We start from the raw sequence: 399 nt of genomic DNA, 5'->3' as shown, positions 1-399 counted from the left end.
TGCCCGTGCCCAGGTCCTTCGCGGTCACGTGCATGATGCCGTTGGCGTCGATGTCGAAGGCGACCTCGATCTGCGGGACGCCGCGGGGCGCCGGCGGCAGACCGGTCAGCTCGAACATGCCGAGCTTCTTGTTGTACGCCGCGATCTCGCGCTCGCCCTGGTAGACCTGGATCTGCACGGAGGGCTGGTTGTCCTCGGCGGTGGTGAAGATCTCCGAACGCTTCGTCGGGATCGTCGTGTTCCGCTCGATCAGCTTGGTCATGATGCCGCCCTTGGTCTCGATGCCGAGGGACAGCGGGGTGACGTCGAGGAGCAGGACGTCCTTGACCTCGCCCTTGAGGACACCGGCCTGCAGGGCGGCGCCGATGGCGACGACCTCGTCCGGGTTGACGCCCTTGT

At 66.7% G+C, this 399-nt stretch carries 1 protein-coding gene; it reads right to left on the bottom strand.

The window, feature by feature from the left end; genetic code table 11:
- The coding region (locus KUM32_RS19445; protein ID WP_217143200.1) for an Hsp70 family protein at window positions 1-399 on the bottom strand (399 nt) is incomplete at both ends.

Source organism: Streptomyces sp. AC627_RSS907, from assembly GCF_019049165.1.
The sequence above is the reverse complement of the archived record's forward strand: the minus strand, read 5'-3'. Positions and strand labels throughout refer to the sequence as shown.